The 17,700-nt window shown below is 68.0% G+C and carries 20 protein-coding genes; 7 read left to right on the top strand and 13 right to left on the bottom strand.

From position 1 onward, the window contains the following. Positions 1-57: 57 nt before the first annotated feature. Genes ACREPD_RS17770 through ACREPD_RS17790 form a run of 5 tightly spaced genes read right to left on the bottom strand, consistent with a single transcriptional unit; the run spans position 58 to position 2,684 of the window. On the bottom strand, positions 58-609 hold the full coding sequence (locus ACREPD_RS17770) for a hypothetical protein (RefSeq protein ID WP_313347478.1): 552 nt from the start codon (positions 607-609) through the stop codon (positions 58-60). 22 nt (positions 610-631) lie between these two features. After that, positions 632-889, bottom strand: coding sequence for an acyl carrier protein (locus tag ACREPD_RS17775; RefSeq protein ID WP_102946213.1), 258 nt, complete (start codon positions 887-889; stop codon positions 632-634). A 17-nt stretch (positions 890-906) separates the two neighbouring features. Further along, on the bottom strand, positions 907-1,167 hold the full coding sequence (locus ACREPD_RS17780) for a phosphopantetheine-binding protein (RefSeq protein ID WP_421567722.1): 261 nt from the start codon (positions 1,165-1,167) through the stop codon (positions 907-909). Then, on the bottom strand, positions 1,154-1,957 hold the full coding sequence (locus ACREPD_RS17785) for a lysophospholipid acyltransferase family protein (protein WP_431600551.1): 804 nt from the start codon (positions 1,955-1,957) through the stop codon (positions 1,154-1,156). Before ACREPD_RS17785 ends, ACREPD_RS17780 begins: the two co-directional genes overlap by 14 nt. Then, positions 1,950-2,684 (bottom strand): beta-ketoacyl synthase chain length factor, encoded by a 735-nt coding sequence (locus ACREPD_RS17790; RefSeq protein ID WP_431600552.1) that lies wholly within the window; start codon positions 2,682-2,684, stop codon positions 1,950-1,952. Before ACREPD_RS17790 ends, ACREPD_RS17785 begins: the two co-directional genes overlap by 8 nt. A 178-nt stretch (positions 2,685-2,862) precedes the next feature. Between ACREPD_RS17790 and ACREPD_RS17795 the strand changes: the two genes are divergently transcribed. Beyond that, positions 2,863-3,885, top strand: a complete 1,023-nt coding sequence (locus ACREPD_RS17795; RefSeq protein WP_431600553.1) for a pteridine-dependent deoxygenase — start codon at positions 2,863-2,865, stop codon at positions 3,883-3,885. Positions 3,886-3,979: 94 nt separating this feature from the next. On the opposite strand, the gene cydB is transcribed toward ACREPD_RS17795, so the two are convergent. Both cydB and ACREPD_RS17805 read right to left on the bottom strand, forming a co-directional pair. Beyond that, the gene (gene cydB, locus ACREPD_RS17800) at positions 3,980-4,993 is read right to left on the bottom strand and encodes a cytochrome d ubiquinol oxidase subunit II (protein ID WP_421567716.1); all 1,014 of its coding nucleotides are present in this window, start codon (positions 4,991-4,993) and stop codon (positions 3,980-3,982) included. A gap of 1 nt (position 4,994) precedes the next feature. Beyond that, positions 4,995-6,392 carry a cytochrome ubiquinol oxidase subunit I gene (locus tag ACREPD_RS17805; protein ID WP_421567715.1) on the bottom strand — a complete coding sequence of 466 codons (1,398 nt, stop codon included), beginning with the start codon at positions 6,390-6,392 and terminating at the stop codon, positions 4,995-4,997. A gap of 510 nt (positions 6,393-6,902) precedes the next feature. Here ACREPD_RS17805 and ACREPD_RS17810 point away from each other — a divergent pair. From ACREPD_RS17810 to hemF, 4 genes are read left to right on the top strand one after another with little or no spacing between them, the layout of a single operon-like run. Beyond that, entirely contained in the window at positions 6,903-9,269 is a 2,367-nt protein-coding gene (locus ACREPD_RS17810; protein ID WP_431600554.1) for a S9 family peptidase, read from the top strand. Continuing rightward, positions 9,266-9,685 (top strand): NUDIX hydrolase, encoded by a 420-nt coding sequence (locus ACREPD_RS17815; protein ID WP_431600555.1) that lies wholly within the window; start codon positions 9,266-9,268, stop codon positions 9,683-9,685. Before ACREPD_RS17810 ends, ACREPD_RS17815 begins: the two co-directional genes overlap by 4 nt. A gap of 39 nt (positions 9,686-9,724) precedes the next feature. Continuing rightward, a complete protein-coding gene (locus tag ACREPD_RS17820) occupies positions 9,725-10,327 on the top strand; it encodes a hypothetical protein (protein WP_431600556.1) in 603 nt (200 codons plus the stop codon). Between the two features lie 33 nt (positions 10,328-10,360). Further along, on the top strand, positions 10,361-11,257 hold the full coding sequence (hemF, locus tag ACREPD_RS17825) for an oxygen-dependent coproporphyrinogen oxidase (RefSeq protein ID WP_431600557.1): 897 nt from the start codon (positions 10,361-10,363) through the stop codon (positions 11,255-11,257). Positions 11,258-11,273: 16 nt separating this feature from the next. Here the strand turns inward: hemF and ACREPD_RS17830 are convergent, their stop codons facing one another. The 4 genes from ACREPD_RS17830 to polA form a co-directional block, all read right to left on the bottom strand. Then, on the bottom strand, positions 11,274-11,801 hold the full coding sequence (locus ACREPD_RS17830; protein ID WP_431600558.1) for a hypothetical protein: 528 nt from the start codon (positions 11,799-11,801) through the stop codon (positions 11,274-11,276). A gap of 105 nt (positions 11,802-11,906) precedes the next feature. Next, positions 11,907-12,389, bottom strand: coding sequence for a DUF421 domain-containing protein (locus ACREPD_RS17835; RefSeq protein ID WP_431600559.1), 483 nt, complete (start codon positions 12,387-12,389; stop codon positions 11,907-11,909). A gap of 111 nt (positions 12,390-12,500) precedes the next feature. After that, complete coding sequence (locus tag ACREPD_RS17840) at positions 12,501-12,959, bottom strand: hypothetical protein (RefSeq protein ID WP_431600560.1); 459 nt, start codon at positions 12,957-12,959, stop codon at positions 12,501-12,503. Positions 12,960-13,448: 489 nt separating this feature from the next. Further along, the gene (polA, locus tag ACREPD_RS17845; protein WP_431600561.1) at positions 13,449-16,220 is read right to left on the bottom strand and encodes a DNA polymerase I; all 2,772 of its coding nucleotides are present in this window, start codon (positions 16,218-16,220) and stop codon (positions 13,449-13,451) included. A 97-nt stretch (positions 16,221-16,317) separates the two neighbouring features. On the opposite strand from polA, the gene ACREPD_RS17850 reads away from it, so the two are divergent. Both ACREPD_RS17850 and ACREPD_RS17855 read left to right on the top strand, forming a co-directional pair. Next, positions 16,318-16,602: a DUF2782 domain-containing protein gene (locus tag ACREPD_RS17850; RefSeq protein WP_431600562.1), complete on the top strand. Its 285-nt coding sequence runs from the start codon at positions 16,318-16,320 to the stop codon at positions 16,600-16,602. A gap of 25 nt (positions 16,603-16,627) precedes the next feature. Then, positions 16,628-16,867, top strand: coding sequence for a hypothetical protein (locus tag ACREPD_RS17855; RefSeq protein ID WP_431600563.1), 240 nt, complete (start codon positions 16,628-16,630; stop codon positions 16,865-16,867). Between the two features lie 2 nt (positions 16,868-16,869). Here the strand turns inward: ACREPD_RS17855 and ACREPD_RS17860 are convergent, their stop codons facing one another. Further along, the gene (locus ACREPD_RS17860; protein WP_431600564.1) at positions 16,870-17,316 is read right to left on the bottom strand and encodes a universal stress protein; all 447 of its coding nucleotides are present in this window, start codon (positions 17,314-17,316) and stop codon (positions 16,870-16,872) included. Positions 17,317-17,396: 80 nt separating this feature from the next. Next, a partial coding sequence (locus ACREPD_RS17865; protein WP_431600565.1) for a hypothetical protein occupies positions 17,397-17,700 on the bottom strand: 304 nt, incomplete at its 5' end.

The following is a 17,700-nucleotide window of genomic DNA, read 5'->3' on the forward strand; positions in this document are numbered from 1 at the left end:
ATGCCGACGGTACGACCCGGCTGCGGCACCAGCGCCAGCCGGTCCAGCGCGATCCACTCAGCCATGCGCATGCGCCGCTTTCACCCGCCGCCGCACCAGCCACTCACCACCGAACAGGACACCCATCATCACGTACGCCAACAATCCGTTGTAGAGCGCCCAGACCTGGTTGGAGGCCCAGAACGCCGTGATCAGGGCCAGGCCCCCGTTGAGAACAAAGAAACCGCACCACACCTGGGTAACCCGCCGGGTATAGACCACGGCGAACGGCGGCAGTTCCGGCTCGGTCAGCCGCGCCAGCCGCTCCACCGCGCTGGGCGGGAAACGCAGGCTGGTGGCGAAGATGACCAGCATCACCGCGTTGACCAGCGCCGGGTACAGCTTCAGCGGCAGCGCCTGGTTGAACGCGGTGGCCAGCAGCGCCAGCAGCCCGGCGCCCAGGGCGGCGGCCCACCACACCGGCTGGCGGGTGGTCAGCGCACGCAGCGCGGCCAGGGCGAACAGCAGCAACGCCATCCAGCGCGGTTCGAAACGGCCCAGCGACAGGTACACCACCAGCGGGTAGGCCAGCGACAGCACTGCAAACGCCGCGACACGCACCCGGACCATGGTCGATCTTCAGCGGCGGCCGTCAGGCGGCCGCTTGCCCGGGCAGCAGCCCATGCACGACATCGACGATGTCCTGCACGGTACGCACCGACTTGAAGGCTTCCGGCTGCAGGTTGCGGCCCAGCAATGGCTTGAGCTGCACGATCAGGTCCACGGCATCGATGCTGTCGATGTCAAGGTCGTCGTACAGGCGGGCTTGGGGCGTGATCCGCACCGGTTCGATCTCAAAGCTGTCCTTGAGGATCTTGACGATGCGATCGAAAAGTTCGTTCTTGGTCATGGCAAATCCTGGCGCCGTTACGACGGCTGGCGTGCGGCGACAAACTCGCTCAAGGCACGCACGCTGGAAAAATGGCGACGGGTCTCTTCCGAATCCGCGGACAGGCTGACACCGTACTTTTTCTGCAGGGCCAAACCAAGCTCAAGCGCGTCAATCGAGTCCAGGCCCAGCCCCTCGACGAACAGGGGTGCCTCGGCATCAATGTCTTCCGGAGCGATGTCTTCCAATGAAAGCGATGAAATGATCAATTCCTTGATCTCGTGCTCAAGTGCCTGCACGGCTTGGTTCTCCAGCGAAGTCGAAGTAATGGGCAAGGTGATCGGTCACGCGCCGGGCCGCCAAGGCATCCCCCCTGGGCGTATCGTCGGCTCCCGTCAGGAAGGGAGCGATCGGGAGATCCTCCCCGACTTCCAGCTGAACGTGAAAACGCCGTGATGGTACACGATACCATTTCTGGCCCTTGGTCAGGGTAGGCGGGGTACACGTGATCCGGACGGGGGTGATGTCCAGCCGCCCGCGTACCGCGATGTTGGCGGCCCCCCGCTGCAGCCGCAGCGGCTGGCCCGGCACCGTACGGGTGCCTTCGGGGAAGATCACCAGAGTGCCCCCGGCACGGACCGCGGCAATGCAGTCGTCGATCAGCCCCGCCCCGTCGCTATTGGCCACATATCCGGCCGCGCGGACCGGACCGCGCATGAAAGGGTTACTTGCGACAGCCTGTTTGACCACGCAGTCGGCGTTGGGCAGCTGGGCAATCAGCAGCACCACGTCGATCAGCGTGGGGTGGTTGGCCAGGATCAGCAGGCCGTTGCGCTGCAGGCGCTCCCGGCCGCGGATCTCATAGGTCATCACGCCCAGGCGCTGCATCAGCGCCACATGGCTGGCGAAACTGAATTGGACCAGGCGGCGCGCCAGCGCGCGCCGACGGGCGGTATGCCGGGCCAACAACAGCAGCGGCAACAGCAGCCCGCCCAGCAGCAGCCCGCCGATCCCGAAGGCGGCGAAGCTCAGGCCTGTACCGAACACGCGCCAGGCGTGGTCGAGGCGGGCGGCCAGGCGCTCACCCATGGCGATGCCAGGACCACTGCTGGCCATCGGCCTGGAACTGCAGCGTCGGGTCGCCGGAAAGCAGGAAACGCAGCGCGTCCAGGCTGTGCGGCAAGGCGCCGGACGGGCTGTCCTGGTCGCCTGCGCCCCAGCCCAGCGACAACCGGGTGCCCGGGCGATCGGCGCGCGCCAGCCGCCAGCACCAGGCGAAGTACGGGTCGGGCTCGTCGGCGAACCCGGCGTAGACCTCCGGCAACGGGGATTCGTAGGCGATCACGCGCACTTCCGGCGCGCCGTCGGCCAGCAGGCCGTAGGCCTCCACACAGGCGGCCTCGACCGTGCCGCGCCCACCGGCCAGGGCCAGGTAGTTGCCGCGCTGGCCGCGGGCGATGGAGTACAGCGCCGCCACCGCGTTGTGCACCGACAGGCCGAACGCGGTCGGCGACATGGCGGCGTCCTGGCGCAGGGTGTCGAGCAGTTCCATCGAACGCGCCACGTCACCGTGCCGCGACGCGAACACCAGCGGCACCTGCCCGGCGTCGTCCGGCTGTTCGCACCAGCAGGCCGCCTGGATCGCCATGCGGCCCAGGCGTTCGATACGACGGCGTTGCATTGCCGGCACCTCCGGCAGCGCCGGGGTGTCCGGGCCCTCGGGCACAGTAGGCGCGTGCGCCCAGGCCTGCCAATCCGACTTCGTGGTCAGTCCCGGTGCCCAGGCCGACCAATCCACAACTGAGAACTCGATCATTCACGCCAACGTAGTGATGGGCACCTGGAAGCACGAGCCATGGCGGCAATGCGACTCGGCGCCCCCATTCCGGCCGACCCACACCTGTCTTCGACATCGTTCGGCGCGTTTGGGCACGCCGCGAAAGGAGCGCACGCTATCATGACACCCTCGGCACTGGCAGCTTTCACAATCTGAAATGAGTAGCACGATTCGCAGCGTAGCGGCCTCGCAGGTCATTTCTCCGTCGGTAGGCCCCGCGCTGTTCCGTGCGTTTTATGCCCCGGCTGCTGAACGGGACGCCGCGCTGGCCGATCCGCATACGCTGGCTGTTTTCGGCTTTTCGACCGATGCCGCGGCGTGCGACGACCCGCGCTGGCTGAGGGTGCCGCTGGCCGAACAGGGCCCGGCGCGGATCGAAATCTGGCAGGGCAGCTCCCCCGTCGAGCATGGCGTAAGCGACAACGTGCGCTGGTCCGCCAACGACACGGTGCTGTTCGGCGCGATCGAGATTGACGAAGTCGACGGCGATATCGAATCAGCCGCGGCAGATGCCTACGCTCTAATGAGTAGTTTTCTGACGCACTGCGGCTTCCCGCACCTGCTGCGCACGTGGAACTACCTGGATGCGGTGACCGAGGGCGACGGCGACCAGGAGCGCTACCGGCGCTTCTGCGTGGGCCGGGTGCGTGGGCTGCGTGCGCTGGACGAGGCCGCGCTGCCGGCGGCGACCTGCATTGGCCGTTTCGATGGCGTACGCCGCCTGCAGGTGTACTGGCTGGCCGCGCGCGAGCCCGGCCTGCCACTGGAGAATCCGCGCCAGGTCAGCGCGTTCCGCTACCCCCGCCAGTACGGCCCGCAGTCGCCCAGTTTTTCGCGCGCCCTGCTGCCACCGGCGGCCACCGGCCTGCCGCTGCTGCAATCGGGTACGGCCGCCATCGTGGGGCATGTTTCGCAGCACACCGGGGCGTTGCTGGAGCAGCTGGATGAGACCCTGGTCAACCTGCAGAGCCTGGTGGATGCCGCGCGCGTGCAGCGGCCCGCGCTGCCGGCGCAGCTGGGTGCCGCCTCGCTGTTGAAGGTGTATGTGCGCCGCGCCGACGACATGCCGGCGATTGCCGCGCGGATGGCCGGACTGCCGGGCGCGCCCGCGTTCGTCGTGCTGCACGCCGAAGTCTGCCGGGCCGAACTGCTGGTGGAGATCGAAGGCCTGCACGGCTGAAAAGCTGCCGGGCAGAGCCCGGCGCTACGCGTAGAGCGGGGCTCTGCCCCGCTACCCAATGCATCCGTCGTAGAGCGGGGCTCTGCCCCGCTGCTCAATGATATCCGGCGTCGGCGCGCACTTTTCCCCGGAACACCCGATACGACCACGCCGTATAGCCCAGGATCACCGGCAGCAGCACCACCAGCCCCACCAGGCTGAAGCCCATCGACGACGCCGGCGCGGCGGCCTGCCACAGCGTCATGCTCGGCGGCAGCAGGTACGGCCACATGCCCAGCACCAGGCCGATGAAGCCCAGCACGAACAGCGCCAGCGTCAACAGGAACGGCGGCAGGTCGCGGCGCGGGTGCATCGCGCTGCGCCACAGCGCAACGGCCACGCCCAGGGTCAGCAGCGGCACCGGCGACAGCCACCAGAAGTTGCCATCGCTGAACCAGCGCGCCATCAGCCGCGAATCCAGGAACGGCAGCCAGGCACTCACCAGGCCCATGAACACGATCACCGCCACCACCAGCGGCCGGGTCAACGTGCGGGCGAAGGCCTGCTCGCGGCCTTCGGTCTTGAGGATCAGCCAGGTGCTGCCCAGCAGCGCATAGCCGAACACCACCGCCGCCCCGGTCAGCATCGAGAACGGGCTGAACCAGCTGAAGGCGCCGCCCACGTACTGGCCATCCACCACCTGCAGCCCCTGCACCAGCGCGCCGAGGATCACGCCCTGGGCGAACGCGGCCAGCAGCGAGCCCAGCCCGAACGCCACGCTCCACAGCCGGCGCGAACGGTGCGCCTTGAAGCGGAATTCGAACGCCACCCCGCGGAACACCAGCGCCACCACCAGCAGCAGCACCGGCAGGTACAGCGCCGACAGCAGCGCCGCGTAGGCCTTGGGGAACGCGGCCATCAGGCCCGCGCCGCCCAGCACCAGCCAGGTCTCGTTGCCGTCCCAGATCGGCGCGGCGGTATTCATCATCACATCGAGCTGTTCCTCATCCTCGGCCATCGGCGCCAGGATGCCGATGCCCAGCACGAAGCCGTCCAGCACCACGTACATCAGCACGCCAAAGCCGATCACCGCGAACCATGCCACTGGCAGCCAGGTCATCATCTCCATGTCAGCGCTCCTCCAGCGGTTCGTCGGCACCGGACAGCGGCCGCGCCGGGGTGTGGCTGCCATCCTCGATGGGCGGCTGCTGGTCGTGCGGCTTCGGCCCGGTGCGGATGATCTTGACCAGGTACCAGATGCCCCAGCCGAACACGAACGCGTAGCCGACGATGTACACGCCCAGCGACAGCGCGGTCATCCAGGCGCTCTGCGGGCCCACGGCATCGGCAGTACGCAGCACGCCGTACACCACCCACGGCTGGCGGCCCATTTCGGTGACGAACCAGCCCGATACCAGCGCGATGAAGCCGCTGGGCAGCATCCAGTTCCAGCCGCGCACCAGCCAGCGCGACTGCAGCAGCCGGCCGCGCCACCACTGGAACGCCGACACCCAGGCCAGCAGCAGCATCAGCGTGCCCAGCCCGACCATGATCCGGAACGCGAAGAACACCGGCACCACCGGGGGCCGCTCGCTGGCGGGCACCGAGGTCAGCGGATCGAACGTGCCGTCCAGCGAGTGGGTGAGGATCAGGCTGCCCAGGCGCGGAATGGCGACCTCGAAATCGTTGCGCTCGGCGGTCTCGTTCGGCACGGCGAACACCACCAGCGGCACGCCTTCGCCCTCGCCTTCGGCATGCCAGTGCGCCTCGACCGCGGCAATCTTCATCGGCTGGTGCTTGAGGGTGTTCAGGCCGTGCATGTCGCCCACGAAGATCTGCACCGGCACCGTGAGGGCGGCGAAGGCCACCGCCGCCAGCAGCATGGTGCGCCCCGCTTCCACATGGGTGCCCTTGCGCAGGTACCAGGCGCCGACGCCACCGATCACGAAACAGGTGGTGATGAACGAGCCCAGCGCCATATGCGCCAGCCGGTACGGGAAGGAGGGGTTGAACACCACCTGCCACCAGTCCTGCGGCACCACGATGCCGTCGATGATGGCGTGGCCGGCGGGGGTCTGCAGCCAGCTGTTGGAGGACAGGATCCAGAACGTGGACACCAGCGTGCCCAGCGCCACCATGCAGGTGGAGAAGAAGTGCAGGCGCGGGGAAACCTTGCCCCAGCCGAACATCATCACGCCCAGGAAGCTGGCCTCCAGGAAGAACGCGGTGAGCACTTCGTAGGTCAGCAGCGGGCCGATCACGCTGCCGGCCACCTGGCTCAGGCGCGGCCAGTTGGTGCCGAACTGGAAGGCCATGACGATGCCGCTGACCACGCCCATGCCGAACGACACCGCGAAGATCTTCTGCCAGAAGAAGTACAGCTCGCGCCAGATCGGCTTGCGGGTGCGCAGCCACTGGCCCTCCACGAACGCCAGCCAGCTGGCGGTACCGATGGTGAAGGCCGGAAACAGCACATGGAAACTGATGACGAACCCGAACTGGATCCGCGACAACAACAACGCGTCCAAGCGACGCCTCCGCATTCTGTAATTCGGACCAGTCTGGGCCGGTATTCGTTAAGTGGACATGCGACCAGGTGACGCGCTGCATCACTTGGTCGCAGGTGAAGCCCAGTACAGGGTTGGCGGGTTGTTCAGATCTGGGGCCGAAAGCAGCCACGCAGGGCGTGGCTCTACGATTTTGCGGCGGGGTCGTCCTGTGCACGTAACGGTTCGTAGAGACACGCCGCGCCCCATGGAACGTTGGCGCCGTTTCAATCAGCGCGTCGCCACGCGCCCGGGAGTGCCCGCAACAACGGAAAACGCTTGGTAGCGTGTCCACCGCGCGCAGCGCGGCACAAGCATCCGAAGCGGCTGCAACGCGGCCCCGGTCATCCACCCGGCGTTTAAACCCACCGAAGCCGCCCATCAGCCCTGCAAAACCCCAAACGGAGCAAAGCCCCCCATGACCTGTGGCCCCCTCCCGGAATCCCTGCGACTGCTACGCTTGCCGGGTTTTCCTCTACGGTGCCGCCCGCAATGCCCAGAACGCTGCCCTTGTCCCTGCTGCTGCTCGCCGCCCTCGGCGGAACGGCCCATGCGGCGCCGACGCCGATCACCATCGAACAGGCCATGGCCGACCCGGACTGGATCGGCCCGCCGGTCGAAAGCGCGTGGTGGTCGTGGAACAGCCAGCAGGTCGAGTACCAGCTCAAGCGCACGGGCAGCCCGGTGCGCGATACCTTCCGCCAGCCCGTCAACGGTGGCGTGGCCAGCCAGGTCGCCGATGACCAGCGCGGCAGCCTGGACGTGGACGCCCCGGTGTACGACAGCGCCCGCCAGCGCAGCGTGTTCGTGCGCAATGGCGACGTGTTCCTGCGCGACCTGCGCAGCGGTGCGCTGACCCAGCTCACCCGCAGCTCCGAGAAGGCCAGCGCGGTCAACTTCGCCCGCGATGGCGGGGTGATCTGGCGCACCGGCCAGAACTGGTTCCACTGGACCGCCGGCGCCGGCGTGCAGCAGGTGGCCAGCCTGAAGGCCGAGAAGAACCCCGATGACGCGCCCAAGGCCGACGTGCTGCGTGACCAGCAACTGCGGACCCTGGCCACCCTGCGCAACGACCGCGCCCAGCGCGACGCGCTCAAGGAGCAGGAAGCCAGCTGGCGCCGCGCCGACAGCAGCCGCGCCCCGGGTCCGGTGTACCTGGGCGCCGACGTCGAGATCGTCGACAGCGCGCTGTCGCCCGACACCCGCAGCCTGATCGTGGTCACCAAGCCCAAGGGTTTCGATGAAGGCCGCGGCGGCAAGATGCCCAAGTACGTGACCGAGTCCGGTTACGAAGAGTTCGAAGACACCCGCACCCGCGTGGGCCGCAACGATCCGGAGCCGAACGCGCTGTGGCTGGTCGACGCCGTCACCGGCACGGTCAAGCCGCTGTCGCTGGATGCCCTGCCGGGCATCGGCAACGACCCGCTGGCCGCGCTGCGCAAGGCCGCCGGCAAGGACGCGCTGAAGGGCAACCGCCCGGTGCAGGTGCTCGGCGGCCCCGGCGCGCCCGGCGTGCGTTGGAGCAGCGACGGCCAGCAGGCCGCGATCATGCTGCGTGCCAACGACAACAAGGACCGCTGGATTGCCAGCGTCAGCCCGGCCGAGGCCAGGCTGCAGAACCGCCACCGCCTGACCGACGCCGCCTGGATCAACTGGGGCTTCAACGATTTCGGCTGGTCCAACGACAACCGCACGCTGTGGCTGCTGTCGGAAGAATCCGGCTATTCGCACCTGTACACCCAGCAGGGCACGGCCAAGCCGCAGGCGCTGACCGGCGGCAAGTGGGAAACCTCGATGCCGGTGCCCAGCGCCGACGGCCGCGGCTTCTATGTGCTGTGCAACCAGCAGTCGCCGGGCGATTACGAAGTGTGCGCGGTCGACACCGCCTCGCGGCAGGTGCGTGAGCTGACCTCGCTCAACGGCGTGGAAGACTTCTCGCTGTCGCCGGACGGCCAGCAGCTGCTGGTGCGCTACTCCGGCGCCTACCTGCCGGCGCAGCTGGCGGTGGTGCCCACCGCCGGCGGCCAGGCCAAGGTGCTGACCGACACCCGCAGCGCCGCGTTCAAGGCACGCGAGTGGGTCCAGCCGAAGCTGGTGCAGGTGCCCTCCAAGCACGGCGCGGGCGTGGTCTGGGCCAAGTACTACGGGCCGGAGAACATGGAGCCGGGCAAGAAGTACCCGATCGCCATGTTCGTGCACGGCGCCGGCTACCTGCAGAACGTACACCAGCGCTACCCGGCCTACTTCCGCGAGCAGATGTTCCACAACCTGCTGGTGCAGCAGGGCTACGTGGTGCTGGACATGGACTACCGCGGCAGCGAGGGCTACGGCCGCGACTGGCGCGCCGCGGTGTACCGCAACATGGGTCACCCGGAACTGGAAGACTACAAGGACGGCCTGGACTGGTTGGTGGCCACCCAGCAGGGCGACCGTGACAAGGCCGGCATCTACGGCGGTTCCTACGGTGGCTTCATGACCTTCATGGCGCTGTTCCGCTCGCCGGGCACGTTCAAGGCCGGCGCCGCGCTGCGCCCGGTGGTGGACTGGCACCAGTACAACCACGGCTACACGGCCAACATCCTCAACACCCCGGACATCGACCCGGAGGCCTACCGCGTCTCCTCGCCGATCGAGTACGCCGACGGCCTGCAGGACCACCTGCTGATCGCGCACGGGATGATGGACGACAACGTGTTCTTCCAGGACTCGGTCAACCTCACCCAGAAGCTGATCGAGCTGCACAAGGACAACTGGAGCATCGCGCCCTACCCGCTGGAGCGTCACGGCTATGTACGCGCCGACTCCTGGCTGGACCAGTACAAGCGCATCCTCAAGCTGTTCAACGAAAACCTGAAGTGAGCCAGGACGCGGCGCCGATCCGTATCGTCGCCGCGGTCATCACCGATGCCGCGCGGCGCGTGCTGGTCGTGCGCAAGCACAACTCATCGGTGTTCATCCAGCCGGGCGGCAAGCCCGAGCCGGGCGAGGCACCCCTGGCCGCGCTGGCGCGCGAGCTGGACGAAGAACTGGGCGTGGCGCTGGATCCCTCCAGCGCCGTGCCGCTTGGCGCGTTCAGCGACTGGGCGGTGCATGAAACCGGCCGCCGCGTGCATGCCCAGGCGTGGTGGGTGCAGGTGCAGGGAGAGCCCGAGGCCCGCGCCGAGATCGCCGAACTGGCCTGGGTGCCGGTGGAACCGCCGCACGGGCGTTGCTTGGCACCGTTGAGCGAAGACCATATCCTCCCGGCGGCGGCACGCGCGTTCGCAACGAGCTGAGGCTCCCACTCGTTCACCCTTCATCTCCCAGGACACCGGATGTCTCCGACCACGCCCCCCCTGCTTCCCAACGCTGCCTCGCGCCCCAAGGGCGACGGCACGCCGGGCTTTCTTGCGCCGATGGCCAAGTCCGTATTGGTGATCTGCATCGTCGCGGCGGTGTGCTGGGCGGGCTTTGTGGTACTAGCCGTGGTGGTTTCCCGCTCGGCCTGGCTGCAGGACCTGCTGCGTGACGCCGACCTGACGTGGATGCCGGGTTCGCTGCGCTGGTTCGGCCGCCATGCGGTGGCGGTGAACGTGGCCATGCTCGCCATCTGTGTGGCCGGTGCAGTGGCCGCCTGGGGCCTGTTGCGCCGCTATCGCTGGGCGCTGTGGACCTTCATCGTGCTGTTGATCGGCACGGCCGCGCTCAATTTCGCCGGGGTCTGGGTGGTGGACGATGTGTACCGCCACCTGAGGGTCCACCTGCCCGCTGAGGGAATGGCGAACGCAATGCGGCTGCGCAGCGAATTGCAGTCGCAGCGCGTGATCTACACCAGCATGATGCTCGTGACCTCGATTGCCTTTGCGGGCCTGCACGCCTGGCTGGCGCTGCGCCTGCTGCGCCCGGACGTGCGCCGCCTGTTCGTCAAGGCGCCGTAGAGCGGGGCTCTGCCCCGCTGCTAAAGTAGCCCCATGAACGAATTCGACCGTGTCCGCGCCTACCTGACCGACCTGCAGGACCGCATCTGCGCGGCCATCGAGCACGCCGATAGCCAGGCCCGCTTCGCCGAAGACCTGTGGCAGCGCGCCGAGGGCGGCGGTGGCCGCACCCGCATCCTGCGCGACGGCGCGGTGTTCGAGCAGGCCGGGATCGGCTTCTCCGACGTTTCCGGCACCCGCCTGCCGCCGTCGGCGTCGGCCAACCGGCCCGAGCTGGCCGGGGCGTCCTGGCGCGCTACGGGCGTCTCGCTGGTGTTCCACCCGCTCAATCCCTACCTGCCCACCACCCATGCCAACGTGCGCTACTTCAGCGCCGAGCGCGATGGCCAGCAGGTGGCGTCCTGGTTTGGCGGCGGCTTCGACCTGACCCCGTTCTATCCGTTCGACGAGGACGTGCGGCACTGGCACCAGACCGCCCACGACCTGTGCGCGCCGTTCGGCGCCGAGCGCCATGCCGCACACAAGCGCTGGTGCGACGAGTACTTCTTCCTGCGCCACCGCAATGAAACGCGTGGCGTGGGCGGGCTGTTCTTCGACGACCTGCATGGCGACTTCGAACGCGACTTCGCCTACCTGCGCGCGGTCGGCGATGGCTTTCTGGACGCCTACCTGCCGATCGTGGACCGCCGCAAGGGCACCCCGTACGGCGAGCGCGAGCGCGAGTTCCAGCTGTACCGCCGTGGCCGCTACGTGGAGTTCAACCTGGTCTACGACCGCGGCACCCTGTTCGGCCTGCAGAGCGGCGGGCGCAGCGAGAGCATCCTGATGAGCCTGCCCCCGCGCGTGCGCTGGGAGTATGGCTTCCAGCCCGAGCCCGGCAGCGCCGAAGCGCGGCTGGGCGATTACCTGGTGCCACGCGACTGGGTGTGAGGCGCTCGCGTTTCCGCTAGCCGGTGCGCCTGCCCAACTGGGCCATGCGCTGGACGTGGGCTATCTGCAGCTGACGTTGCTTGGCCTCGTAATGGTCGACGGCGCGCTGGGCCGCGAACAACGCGTACACCCCCAGTTCCTCATCATCGAACAGGCCGCCGCGGACGGCGGCCAGGGCCGGCGTGCCGACCGTGCGCTGCCGTGCATCGAGCTGGTCCAGCGAACCGCGTGCGTTCTCTAGCTTGCGCTGCGTCCGCAGGCGCTGCTTCAAGTGCGCGTCGAGCTCCTTGACCACTACTTTCGGCAGCGGCCCATTCGCAGAGGCTTCCTGGGACAGCGCGCGGGCGCTGGCGCGTGTCCACAGCGTCCCGGTGTTCGCGACCTGCTCCAAGACCTGGCGCGGCGCGTTCAGCATCGGCGCACGGGGCAGTTCACCCATGACCTCGGTGTAGCTGGGCGGCAGATCATGCTGCCATGGGGTGGAAGCGCCGGCCCCGCGGCCGGCAGCAGAGACGGGGTAGATCGTCGAATCGGTACGCCACATGGAACACGCCTCCTTCCAGCGAGCGCCCACAGCAGGCGCCCGTCAGGACGTCCATTGCAGCAGCCGGCACAGGCAGGCGCTTGCAGGTTCCACTCAGCCTGCGCCTCAGTTCTGTGACTTCTTAGGCACGATGGTGATGTGCCCGTTGATCTCCAGCACCGCCAGCGCGACATCACTGATCTGCAGGCAGCCCTGCTGGCGCAGTGCGGCGTCCACGTCGGCCGGGGTGACCATTTCGCGCTTGAGCACCGAGTCGAGCAATTTTCCGTCGCTTGCGATGAGCACGGGCTCGCCTTCCACCAGCGATTCCACGCGGCGGCTGCGCGTGGTCAGCCAGCCCACGCCATAGTTGAGGCCGATCAGGGTGGCCGCCAGCAGCAGGCCACCGCCCAACGAGGTGTCCTTGCCCAGCAGTGCGTTCTGCACCGCGTTGCCCAGCAGCACGATCAGCAGCACATCGAACGGGGTGATCTGCCCCAGCGCGCGTTTGCCCGACAGCCGCACCATGCCCAGCACCACCACGTACACCACCACGGCGCGCAGGATGAATTCCCACCACGGCATGGCCAGGTCGAACAGATCGCTCATGGAAGGTTTCCTTGGGACACTTCGCGCAGCATGGGCGGACAGCCGGGCGGAGGCAATGGGCACCGGTAGCACCGGCCAACGGCCGGCGCTACCGGTATCTGCGCGAACCCGTCAGCTGCGCGGCTTGGCCCTGGCCTGGTGCAGCTCTCCCTCCAGCTTCCGCAGCTGCGCCTCCAGCTTCCGCTTCTTCTTCAGCAGCTCAAGGGTCTGCCGCTCGTTGGACGTCTTCAGGCGCTTGGCCTTCTCCGCACCGCCAGGTGCCTCCACCACCGTGCTCACGTTGGCGGTCCCGCCGCCGATGGACGACAGCAGCGGGGCCGAGGGCTGCGGCATGTGCACCTGACAGGAAGCGTCACTGTGTGTCGGCGCGTACGGAAGGCTGCTGATGGCCTCCTTGAGCTCCTGCAATACCTTGGGCGGCAGCACGCCGGTGGGCGGATGCACCTTCCAGCGTGGGTCGCTGGCGCTCAGCGCGGCGGTGGTCCGGTCGGGATAGATGTTGCCGATCATGGCCGGCCGCGGCACGCGTTCAATGGCGGCGGCGTAGGACGGCGGATCGTCCACAGACATGCGCGAGACAAGCGCATTCGCGGCGGCAACCGCGATGGCGGCAGATTTGTGAGGCGTGAGCGTTGCGTGCGGCATGGGAAACACCCTGGTGGTCACGGGGCCCATGTCGGGCGCCGCTGAAGGGTCCATTGCAGCCAGCTGCAGTCTGTACCGCTTGCAGATTCCGATCATCCTGAGCCGCCCCGCCGTGGACGTCGTCGCGGCGGGATTTCAGGCGACCCAAAATAAAAAGCCCCGCCGACCAGGGGGAGGTCAGCGGGGCCGGGGAACGGGCGCTTGGGGAGGAGCCCCCGTTCCGAGATCTGCTCCAGGGGATGGGAGAGATCCACAACAGGCATTGCGCCTGTCGGGGTCTATAAAAGCACCTCGAACATTGATAGTTCGTGAAGGCGCCCAATTAATCCTGATGTGAAACCAGAAACATTCATCCAAGAGTCAGTTTATGCGCACGCAATGAACCAATTCAGCTAATTTACCGTTAATTGCGTCTCAATGCGCCTCATCCCAGTTATCGCCGACGCCCGCGTCGACCACCAGCGGCACGCGCAATTTGGCTGAAGACGACATCAGCTCCACCACCTGCGAGCGCAAGGTTTCCAGAAACTCGCTTTCGGTTTCGAATACCAGTTCATCGTGCACCTGCAGAATCATGCGGGCGCGGCCGCCCTGGCCCTGCAGCCAGTCGTCCACCTTCACCATCGCCCGCTTGATGATGTCCGCCGCAGTGCCCTGCATGGGCGCGTTGATGGCGGCCCGCTCGGCCCCGGCCCGCAGGCCCTGGTTGCGCGCGTGAATGTCGTTCAGGTACAGCCGGCGGCCTTCGATGGTTTCCACGTAGCCCTGGTCGCGGGCCTGCTGGCGCATGCGCTCCATGAAATCGCGCACGCCCGGGTAACGGCTGAAGTACAGCGCCACATAGTCCTGCGCCTGGCCGCGGTCGATACCCAGGTTGCGGGCCAGTCCGAACGCACTCATGCCGTACATCAGGCCGAAGTTGATGGCCTTGGCGGCGCGCCGCTCGTTCGGGGTCACCTCGTCCAGCGCGCGGCTGAACACTTCAGCGGCGGTGGCGCGGTGCACGTCCACGCCCTGCTCGAAGGCCCGCACCAGGCCCGGGTCCTCGGACAGGTGCGCCATGATCCGCAGCTCGATCTGTGAATAGTCGCAGGCCAGGATCTTGCAGCCTTCCGGGGCCACAAAGGCGCGGCGGATGCGGCGCCCGTCTTCGGTGCGGATCGGGATGTTCTGCAGGTTCGGGTCCGACGAGGACAGCCGGCCGGTGGCGGCGCCGGACTGGTGGTAACTGGTGTGGACCCGGCCGGTGTCGGGATTGACCATCTCCGGCAGCTTGTCGGTGTAGGTGCTGCGCAGCTTGGCCAGGCCGCGGTACTCCAGGATCACCCGCGGCAGCTCGTGCTGCTCGGCGATCGCCTCCAGCGCTTCTTCATTCGTGCTGGGCTGGCCCTTGGGGGTCTTCACCAGCGCCGGCAGCTTCAGTTCGTCGAACAGCACCGCCTGCAGCTGCTTGGGCGAGTCCAGGCTGAAGGTGCGCCCGGCCAGCTCGGTGGCCTTCTGCTGGGCGGCCAGCATGCGCACGCTCAGGTCCTGGCTCTGCCGGCGCAGCTCGGCGCTGTCGATGTACACGCCGTTGGCCTCGATCCGGGCCAGCACCGGCACCAGCGGCATTTCGATGCTGCGGTACACGTTGTCCAGCGCGGCCGATTCGAGCAGCTGCGGCTGCAGCACCCGGTGCAGGCGCAGGGTGATGTCGGCGTCTTCAGCCGCATAGCGGCCGGCTTCGTCAAGGCCCACCTGCGAGAACGGGATCTGCTTGGCGCCCTTGCCCGCCACGTCCTCGAACTTGATGGTGGTGTAGCCCAGGTAGCGCATCGCCAGCGAATCCATGTCGTGGCGGGTGGCGGTGGAGTTGAGCACGAAGCTTTCGAGCATGGTGTCGTCGTGATAGCCCTGCACGTTCACGCCATGGCGGCGCAGCACGTGCAGGTCGTATTTGCCGTGCTGGCCGAGCTTCTTCTTGTCCGGGTTCTCCAGCACCGGGCGCAGCGCATCCAGCACCTGCTCGCGCGGCAGCTGGGCCGGGGCGCCGGGGTAGTCGTGGCCGACCGGGATGTACGCGGCGCGGCCGGGCTCGACCGCCAGGCTGATCCCGACCAGGTTGGCGCGCATGGCGTCCAGCGCGTCGGTCTCGGTATCGAAGGCGATCAGCTCGGCCGCTTCGGCCCGGGCCACCCAGGCCTGCAGCTGTTCGGTGGTGAGCACGGTCTCGTACTCGCCCGGCGCCGCCAACGTGGGGTCCAGCGCCTCAGGCGCCTCGCTGGAGGCGCTGCGGGCATAGCCGGCGGCGGTGCCACGCAGGCTGACCGGCGCGTCACTGGCGGCGGCAGGCGCGGCCACCGGGCCACCCAGCTCCTTCAGGGCCTGGGTGAAGCCGTAGCGCAGGTACAGCTCGCCCAGGGTGGGCACGTCCGGGTCGCGCAGGGCCAGGGTGCGGGGGCTGGCGTCCAATTCAACGTCGGTGCGGATGGTGACCAGCTCGCGGTTGAGCGGCAGGCGCTCCAGCGCCGCGCGCAGGTTCTCGCCGATCTTGCCCTTCATGGTCGGGGCAGCGGCCATCACCCCGTCCAGGTTCTGGTACTCGGCCAGCCATTTGGCGGCGGTCTTGGGGCCACACTTGTCCACGCCGGGCACGTTGTCCACGGCATCGCCCATCAGCGCCAGCAGGTCCACGATCTGGTCGGCGCGCACGCCGAACTTCTCCATGACCGCCGCGTCGGAGTCCATGCGGCTGCCGGTCATGGTGTTGACCAGCTCGATGCCCGGGCGGACCAGCTGCGCGAAGTCCTTGTCGCCGGTGGAGATGGTGACGGTCATGCCGTCACGGTGGCCCTGCAGGGCCAGCGTGCCGATCACATCGTCGGCCTCCACGCCCGGAATGCGCAGGATGCTCAGGCCCAGCGCCTCGACGATGCGGCACATCGGCTCCACCTGCGGGCGCAGGTCATCGGGCATCGGCGGGCGGTTGGCCTTGTAGTCGGCGTACAGGTCGTCGCGGAAGGTCTTGCCGGGCGCGTCGACCACGAAGGCCACGTACTCGGGGCGCTCCTTCAGGGTGGCGCGCAGCATGTTGACCACGCCGAACAGCGCGCCGGTGGGTTCACCGGCGGCATTGGTCAGCGGCGGAAGCGCGTGGAACGCGCGGTACAGGTAACTGGACCCGTCAATCAGGACTAATCGGCTCATGCGACGATTCTACGCGCCCGGCCGGGGCCGTTCGCGGCGCCGGCGTCACGGACCATGGGGCATAATCACGGCTCCCCCGACCCACGAACCTTGGCCCATGAAGACTCTGCTGCTGGCTGGCCTGCTTGTGCTGGCCGGTTGTGCGACCACCGGCGGTGCCGGGGTTCCCCCGGTCGATGTCACGGGCGCCGATGTTGCCAAGCGCACCATGGACAATGGCGATGTCATCGAGGAGTACCGGGTCAGTGGCCAGCTCCGCATGGTCAAGGTCACCCCCTCGCGCGGCGCGCCGTATTACATGTACGAAGGCAGCCCGCAGGGCGGCGTGGACCGCAGCAAGGACGGCGTCTCCCCGGTCTACTGGAAGCTCTATAGCTGGTGAGTGGGCCCGTGCCCTGCCGTACCCGATGACGACGCCTGAACGCCGCAAGCCCATTGACCCCGCCGCCCTGCGCGCGGGACTGACCGACGAACAGCGCCAGGCAGTGGACACCCTGGAGCATTTCGGCTGGGCGCTGCGCTTCGTGCGCCGCCCGCTGTTCCGCGACCCGATCCCGGTGCTGTTCGACCGCAGCGGGGAGCGTTACGTGGTGCTGCAGCCGGATGGCAGCCTGGATGAGTCGCAGACGTTGAAATTGCGCCCGTAACGTTACCGGATCACCAATACCGGTACGGTGCTGCGTGCCAGCACTTCGGCCGTCTGGCTGCCCAGCAGTACCCGGGTCATGCCGCGGCGCCCATGCGAGGTCATCACGATCAGGTCGCTGTTCCGCTCGACGGCGGTGTCGATGATGCCGTCGGCGGCATAGCGGTCCAGCACGTGAATGGTGGCCGCGCGCAGGCCCTGCGCCTCGCAGGCGGCCTTGGCCGGTTCCAGCACCTTCTGCGCGGTCTCCTCGCGGTCGGCCTTGTACTCCGGGCTGTTCATGTAGCCCACGCTCCAGCCCATCGCGTCGTACATGCCCACCGCCCACGGTTCGGACACGGTCACGATATCGACCTCGGCGTCCAGGTCCCTGGCCAGCTCCAGCCCCTTGAGCAGTCCTTTTTCGGCCAGCTCCGAACCGTCGGTAGCAATCAGGATTCGCTTGTACATGGCAGGCTCCTTGGCGAAGTGATGGGAGCACCATTGCACACCCGACGTGCAGGCGATGCCTTGAGCGCGATCAATTGACGTCAGCGGTTGCTGGTACGGGGCCGCCCGTGCGGGTCCAGGTACTCGGCGGTGCGGACCCGCACGGCGTCGGCAGTCCGCCGGGCGGTGCCCGGGGGACTGCTGGGCGGTACCGGCAGGCGCAACAGGGCCAACCGCAGGGCCACCTCATTGCTCGCACTCTCGGTTCTGGCCGCACTGACCCTCGCGGCGCGCTCGGCTGCCTCCTGCGTGGCCCGGGACTGGGCCGCTTGGCGGGCCTTGTTCGCGGCCGTCTCGTAGGCCAGCAATGCGGCGGCGCGCTGGCTGTGGGCCAGCGCGCTGCTC

Source organism: Stenotrophomonas sp. (assembly GCF_050737075.1).
In the GTDB taxonomy this organism is placed as follows: Bacteria; Pseudomonadota; Gammaproteobacteria; order Xanthomonadales; family Xanthomonadaceae; genus Stenotrophomonas.

Coding starts and splice junctions, on each gene's coding strand:
- ACREPD_RS17770 (WP_313347478.1), bottom strand. CDS start 609: ATGGTCCGGGTGCGTGTCGCGGCGTTTGCAGTGCTGTCGCTGGCCTAC.
- ACREPD_RS17775 (WP_102946213.1), bottom strand. CDS start 889: ATGACCAAGAACGAACTTTTCGATCGCATCGTCAAGATCCTCAAGGAC.
- ACREPD_RS17785 (WP_431600551.1), bottom strand. CDS start 1,957: ATGGGTGAGCGCCTGGCCGCCCGCCTCGACCACGCCTGGCGCGTGTTC.
- ACREPD_RS17790 (WP_431600552.1), bottom strand. CDS start 2,684: ATGATCGAGTTCTCAGTTGTGGATTGGTCGGCCTGGGCACCGGGACTG.
- ACREPD_RS17795 (WP_431600553.1), top strand. CDS start 2,863: ATGAGTAGCACGATTCGCAGCGTAGCGGCCTCGCAGGTCATTTCTCCG.
- cydB (WP_421567716.1), bottom strand. CDS start 4,993: ATGGAGATGATGACCTGGCTGCCAGTGGCATGGTTCGCGGTGATCGGC.
- ACREPD_RS17810 (WP_431600554.1), top strand. CDS start 6,903: ATGCCCAGAACGCTGCCCTTGTCCCTGCTGCTGCTCGCCGCCCTCGGC.
- ACREPD_RS17820 (WP_431600556.1), top strand. CDS start 9,725: ATGTCTCCGACCACGCCCCCCCTGCTTCCCAACGCTGCCTCGCGCCCC.
- hemF (WP_431600557.1), top strand. CDS start 10,361: ATGAACGAATTCGACCGTGTCCGCGCCTACCTGACCGACCTGCAGGAC.
- ACREPD_RS17830 (WP_431600558.1), bottom strand. CDS start 11,801: ATGTGGCGTACCGATTCGACGATCTACCCCGTCTCTGCTGCCGGCCGC.
- ACREPD_RS17835 (WP_431600559.1), bottom strand. CDS start 12,389: ATGAGCGATCTGTTCGACCTGGCCATGCCGTGGTGGGAATTCATCCTG.
- ACREPD_RS17840 (WP_431600560.1), bottom strand. CDS start 12,959: ATGTCTGTGGACGATCCGCCGTCCTACGCCGCCGCCATTGAACGCGTG.
- polA (WP_431600561.1), bottom strand. CDS start 16,220: ATGAGCCGATTAGTCCTGATTGACGGGTCCAGTTACCTGTACCGCGCG.
- ACREPD_RS17850 (WP_431600562.1), top strand. CDS start 16,318: ATGAAGACTCTGCTGCTGGCTGGCCTGCTTGTGCTGGCCGGTTGTGCG.
- ACREPD_RS17855 (WP_431600563.1), top strand. CDS start 16,628: ATGACGACGCCTGAACGCCGCAAGCCCATTGACCCCGCCGCCCTGCGC.
- ACREPD_RS17860 (WP_431600564.1), bottom strand. CDS start 17,316: ATGTACAAGCGAATCCTGATTGCTACCGACGGTTCGGAGCTGGCCGAA.